The organism is Caballeronia sp. (assembly GCF_049581465.1).
Lineage (GTDB): Bacteria > Pseudomonadota > Gammaproteobacteria > Burkholderiales > Burkholderiaceae > Caballeronia.
Window position 1 is genome coordinate 1 of record NZ_JBAUSA010000211.1, and the last position, 5,388, is coordinate 5,388.

A 5,388-nucleotide genomic window follows, 5' to 3' on the forward strand; every position below is an offset into this window, starting at 1 on the left:
CCGCTAGCAAGCCTGCGCGTTCAGTAGCATCGCATTTCACCAGCATGTAGCCGAAGATCGCCAGGATCGCCAGCCCTGCCGCATACACGCAAATTGCCGCCACCTGTTCGTGTTGCAGCACGAACACCGACGCTACGCCCAGCGCAACGCTGCCTGCCGCTACGGCGGCGAAGCGGCTCCACGGAAAAGGTTCGTCATCCGGCGGCGAGCCAATGCGCGCCAACGCGCGGCGCATCAGCATGAAGTTGAGCAAGCCGAGCACCATGCCCGCGAAACACACGGCGAACGCGGCGTGCCAGCCCCAGTGATCTTTTATCCAGGGAGTGGCGAGCATCGATAGAGTTGAGCCGATGTTGATCGACATGTAGTAGATCGTGAAGGCGCTGTCGATGCGCGCATCATCGCCTTCATAGATACGCCGCACGAGGTTCGCGGCATTGGCCTTGAACAGCCCGTTGCCCACCACGATCACCGCGAGCGACGCGTACATATAGTCAAGCGAATCGAAGGGAATCGCGAGCATGGCATAACCCGCCGCCAGCACGAAAGCGCCGAAGATCATGGTGCGCCGCGCGCCGAGCACCTTGTCGCCGATCCAGCCCCCTACTGCGGGAGCCGAAAATACCAGCGCCGTGAACGCGCCCCATGTGAGGTTGGCGTGTTCGTCGCGGAAGCCGAGCTTGTCGATCATGAATAAAACGAGCAACGCGGCCATGCCGTAGAAACCAAATCGCTCCCACATCTCGATAAGGAAAACGGTCGCAAAAGAGCGCCCTTGCGAAGTGCCGGACGGAGGTGAAGTCATGCTGAATCTCATAAGGTGTGACGGTGGAGCGGTGACGCCGGGGGTCGCCGTGTGGTGTGCGATGCCGAACTCGCGGGCAAAGCATGCGGCGATTATCCCAGTCCGATCTTTAAAATGTGATGCACCGTTTCGCAATACAGCGTTCACGTTTATGAGACTTTCGCGATGCGTTCGGACGGCTCGCGTTCAGGCATCTTAGGAGGCGATTATTTCGGATAACGATATATTTCCAGCGAGCGTTCCATTGATGCGATACCCGACGCATTGCGCCGTATCGTGATAACTTCCGGTTTCACCCTCCAAGCCACATAACCCAGATATGAACGACATCAAAACCATTCTCACCGGCCACACACGCGGACTTGGCGAGGCACTCGCCGAGATTTTGCTATCGCGCGGAATCGCAGTGCTTGGACTTTCGCGTACGCGTAGCGAGGCGTCAGACCTGCTGCAACAAGTCGAACTCGATCTCGCCGATCCTGTTGCGCTCGGCGCATGGATTGCGACTGGTGCGCTGGCTCGTTTCATCGATAACGCCCGGATTGTTTTGCTGATCAATAACGCGGGCATGCTACAGCCGGTGGGCGGGATCGAAGGTCAGGACGTGAACGCGATCGGCCGCGCGGTGAGTCTGAATGTGGCTGCGCCGTTGATGCTTTCGGCGGCTGTCGCGGCGGCGAGTCCTAATGCGAGCGACCGGCGCATCGTGCATATTTCGAGTGGCGCGGCGCGCAATGCATATGCCGGCTGGAGCATTTACTGCGCGACCAAAGCGGCGCTGGATCATCACGCGCGCGCTGTCGCGCTGGACGACAATCGGGCGTTACGTATTGCCAGTGTGGCGCCGGGTGTGGTCGACACAGCCATGCAAGCCGAGATTCGCGGCGCGGATCTGGGGACGTTTCCGCAGCGCGAAAGGTTCGAAGAACTCAAGCGCCAGGGGCAGTTGGCAACGCCGGCCGACGCTGCGCGAAAAGTGCTCGACTACGCGTTGAGCGAGGCGTTTGGTGATACGCCAGTCGTGGATGTGCGCGATTTGGCGTAGGGGCATTGGTTCGGCGGGAGGTTAGAGGGGTTCTGCTGGCGGTGAGCGGTGAGCGACGGTGACTAGCAGAACCGCCCAGCCTATCCGCCCCCGACAACAGCCCCCCGCGACAATCCATCCGCCGCCCCATTCCGGGCTCTCGGAATCCATTTCAACTCAACATTGCCGAATCGCTCAATCGACTGGATCAATTCACGAGCCTGAAGCGCGTACGAAAGAAGCACGGGCGCACTGCGCGCTTCCCCACCGAGCACGTCATCTATCACGACCCGGCTGTCTCCATGTATCACGAGCTTGCGCGGCTCGCGTAAAACCGCAGCCTCAAGCACCGCGATCAAAGCAAGATATTCCGCTTTGCAGCTGTCGCCGTGACCGCCCAATGCACTGATTTCCACCCGCTCGCCGTCAGGACTTTCCAACACGCCGCCAATGCCGATCTTGCCCGGATTCGGATACGCGGAGCCATCGAACCAGGCGTGCCATTCGAATGCCTCCCGCATCACCGGCCGGTTCAAACGAGCCGCCATCGCATCCGCTCGCGCTTGCTTTCGCTGGCTTTGCGCCTCATCTGCCCTTGCCCGTTCCTTGCGCCGCACATCGACGAATTCGCCCAGCGATTGCGTGCCCGCCGACACTTCCATCGTCCGAACCAGCGCGGCGTGTTCGGAGATCGACGCGTGTTTCGCCAGCCTCCGACTCGACGCGCGTTCCTTCTTGTAGGCAACACGATAAAGCTCTTCAAACTCGAACATGTCCGCGAGTAAAAAATGACCGAGCGTCGAGCTTAACAATATTTTGGATACAACCCTAAACCCGCCAAATACGGCATCGGTTATTTCGGCATATCCGCAATCACAACTGTGGCGCTCCGGTTGTCATTGGCCGGCATGACTTCCATGTGGCCCGACGCGCCCGTATCCTCAATCCGTGCCTCCACCGTCACCTTGGGAAACGCCGACAAAGCCGCGTCGGGACGCGGCGCGAGCGTGTCATCAAGGACGATCGTCGCAGGCAGTTCGCGTGCAGCGAAGCGTCGTTCGGCGAGCACTTCCCCGCTCACATCCGAAGCGCTGGTCGAACGCGCGGTCACGACTATCATCGCGTCGGGGCCGACTTGCATGCCTTCTCCCAAGCGAACACGCACGGTGACGGCAGTGAGCCGCACCGCATCGTCGATATTCTTGCGCGCCTGCACCGCTATGGGCGAATCCGCGGCGAGCTGCGCTTCCAGACGACGCCAGTACCCTATCGCACGAGCGTAAGCATGCGCATCGAATACGGCCGATGCTGCCAGCGCGAGCGCTTTCGGATTCGACGCATCGACGCTCAGCGCCGCCGCGATCTCCTGCGTGGCGCGGCCATCGAGACGACCGTCGTTCGCGGTCGCGAGGGCATCGGCGAAATCGGCGTGCAACTGGGCATCGCCCGGGTCGAGCGCAACCGCTTTCGAATACGCGGCGACAGCGTCGGCGGGTCGTTCCAGCACCGCATAGGAACGCGCAAGGATGGACCAGTCGGCGGCATCGCGCGAGTCGGCCGGGTGGTCAGTCAGGCGGGACGCGAGCCGCGACACCATCATCCCGACGGACTCCGGCCGCATGTCGTGATGCTCGCCGGGCGGATCGTTCAGCGTGAGCGCCGCGGGCGTGCCAAGCTTGATATAAAGCGCGAAGGCGACAGCCGGGATGAGCGGAATCAGCAGCGCACAGGGCGCCACGCGAGCCGCCAGGCCATTCGATGTCCTGCGCTCGGACGAACGCGCGCTGGCGGTATCGTTGAGAACGCGGCGTTCAATCTCGTGGCGCTGCAGCGTGTGCTGATACTTCGATACGCGGCCGGCCAGCAACTCCCGGTCGGCGTCCGCCAGTTCATGCCGGTAAAGCGAAACGATCAGTGTGCGTGACGTCGTCGAACCGGCTTCATCCGTTTGACGGAGCAAGGGCACTACAACGCATAGCAGGGCCACGATAGTCATGCCCCCGGCAATGGTCCAGAAACCGATCATCGGTCATCTCCCAGCAAGTGCCGGGCGCGTTGCCGCTGCAGGTCGGTGAGCGGCGAAGGCTGAATCGCGCGACGCCGGGCAACGATTCGCATCAACACCGCGAAGCCAAGCATGAGCAACGCAAATGGACCAAGCCAGAGCAGCCACGTCAGCGGCTTGAACGGTGGATCGTAGAGGATGAAATCGCCGTAGCGAGTGACCATGTAGGCGCGGATTTTTTCATCGGATATTCCCTGCGCGACTTGCTCGACGATTTTCGCGCGCAGGTCAGCGGCGAGATCGGCGGTCGAATCGGCGATGGTTTCGTTCTGGCACACCACACAGCGGAAACTGGATTCGAGGGCGTGGATCCGGGCCTGGTTGCGTTGGGCGACGCGCTGGTCCACGGGTTGGGCCACGCCAACCGGCGAGGAATCCTGCTGAACCGGCGCGCTGACCGTCCCCGCCAGACGCCCATTCGCATCGCTCCCTGCCCGATCGCTTGCTCTCGCTCCCGAACCTGCCGCGGCCTCTACCGCCACCGCGCCGCTCGCACCGCCGCCGCTCGCATCCCTGCCCGCACCGGCAAGATCGCCCGGAAAGCAATCCGAGTCGGCCCAACCATTTCCCGCCGCGCACCAAAGCACGACCGCGAATCCCACGCGTGCGCTATTCATCGGCGGGCTCACGCTGAAGCCGGCGCACGAGCGGAAGGATTTCCGTATCGAGTTCCGCCTGCGTCAGCGGCCCCGCACGCTTATAGCGGACCACGCCGAGCCGATCGATCACAAACGTCTCCGGCACGCCGTAGACGCCGTAGTCGATCCCCACCGCGCCCGAGACATCCGACACGGACGCGATGTACGGGTTGCCCGCCTGCTTCAGCCACTGCAACGCCGCGTCGGGTTCGTCCTTGTAGTCGAGCCCATAGACCGGCGCGATATTCCTGCGCGCCAGCGCGACGAGGAGCGAATTTTCATCGCGACACGACTCGCACCACGACGCCCACACGTTCATCACCCATACCTGACCGCGTAACGCTTCGGGGGACAACGCGTGATCGGGGGCATCGAGGCGCGGCAGCTCGAAAGGCGGCGCTGTCTTGCCGATCAGCGCCGAAGGCAGGCGTCGCGGATCATGCGACAACGACGCCGCAAGCACGCCGCTCAAACAACCGAACACCATCAACGGAAGTAGAAAGCGTTTCATGGCCTTGTCTCCCTGGCGGACGCCGCCAATACCGTAACAACCGTTTGAGTTTGAACGTGTGCCAGTGCAGCAGCCGCCTCGCGGCTTTCCCGCTGCGCTCTCGTCACCAGCCGATAGCGCCGGTCACTCGCCGCCAGCGCGCCGCCGAACGCCATCAGAAGACCTCCCGCCCAGATCCAGTCGACAAAAGGCTTGACCTGGACGCGCACCACCCACGCGGTGGCGTTGTCATCGGCGGAACTGGCCTGATCGCCCAGTGCCACGTAAAGGTCGCGAAACACGCCGCGGTCGATCGCCGCTTCGGTCATCGCCGACTGCTGAACGAGGAAAAAGCGCTTCTCCGGA

General features: G+C 62.4%; 7 protein-coding genes. 1 reads left to right on the forward strand and 6 read right to left on the reverse strand.

The features are described from left to right. On the reverse strand, positions 1–805 hold an 805-nt coding region (locus WCA53_RS05180; RefSeq protein WP_423906404.1), incomplete at its 3' end, for a peptide MFS transporter. 319 nt (positions 806–1,124) lie between these two features. Here WCA53_RS05180 and WCA53_RS05185 point away from each other — a divergent pair. After that, positions 1,125–1,850 carry an SDR family oxidoreductase gene (locus tag WCA53_RS05185; protein ID WP_423906408.1) on the forward strand — a complete coding sequence of 242 codons (726 nt, stop codon included), beginning with the start codon at positions 1,125–1,127 and terminating at the stop codon, positions 1,848–1,850. Between the two features lie 80 nt (positions 1,851–1,930). Here the strand turns inward: WCA53_RS05185 and WCA53_RS05190 are convergent, their stop codons facing one another. From WCA53_RS05190 to WCA53_RS05210, 5 genes are all read right to left on the reverse strand, one after another. Beyond that, the gene (locus WCA53_RS05190; protein ID WP_423906412.1) at positions 1,931–2,602 is read right to left on the reverse strand and encodes a ribonuclease HI family protein; all 672 of its coding nucleotides are present in this window, start codon (positions 2,600–2,602) and stop codon (positions 1,931–1,933) included. Between the two features lie 80 nt (positions 2,603–2,682). After that, positions 2,683–3,855 (reverse strand): c-type cytochrome biogenesis protein CcmI, encoded by a 1,173-nt coding sequence (gene ccmI / locus WCA53_RS05195; protein WP_423906415.1) that lies wholly within the window; start codon positions 3,853–3,855, stop codon positions 2,683–2,685. Beyond that, positions 3,852–4,511, reverse strand: a complete 660-nt coding sequence (locus WCA53_RS05200) for a cytochrome c-type biogenesis protein (RefSeq protein WP_423906418.1) — start codon at positions 4,509–4,511, stop codon at positions 3,852–3,854. The genes ccmI and WCA53_RS05200 overlap by 4 nt, the downstream gene beginning before the upstream one ends. Further along, entirely contained in the window at positions 4,504–5,043 is a 540-nt protein-coding gene (locus WCA53_RS05205) for a DsbE family thiol:disulfide interchange protein (protein ID WP_423906421.1), read from the reverse strand. The genes WCA53_RS05200 and WCA53_RS05205 overlap by 8 nt, the downstream gene beginning before the upstream one ends. Beyond that, positions 5,040–5,388, reverse strand: a 349-nt coding sequence (locus tag WCA53_RS05210) for a cytochrome c-type biogenesis CcmF C-terminal domain-containing protein (RefSeq protein WP_423906425.1), incomplete at its 5' end; no start/stop codon positions are given. The genes WCA53_RS05205 and WCA53_RS05210, both read right to left, overlap by 4 nt.

Coding starts and splice junctions, on each gene's coding strand:
- WCA53_RS05185 (WP_423906408.1), top strand. CDS start 1,125: ATGAACGACATCAAAACCATTCTCACCGGCCACACACGCGGACTTGGC.
- WCA53_RS05190 (WP_423906412.1), bottom strand. CDS start 2,602: ATGTTCGAGTTTGAAGAGCTTTATCGTGTTGCCTACAAGAAGGAACGC.
- ccmI (WP_423906415.1), bottom strand. CDS start 3,855: ATGATCGGTTTCTGGACCATTGCCGGGGGCATGACTATCGTGGCCCTG.
- WCA53_RS05200 (WP_423906418.1), bottom strand. CDS start 4,511: ATGAATAGCGCACGCGTGGGATTCGCGGTCGTGCTTTGGTGCGCGGCG.
- WCA53_RS05205 (WP_423906421.1), bottom strand. CDS start 5,043: ATGAAACGCTTTCTACTTCCGTTGATGGTGTTCGGTTGTTTGAGCGGC.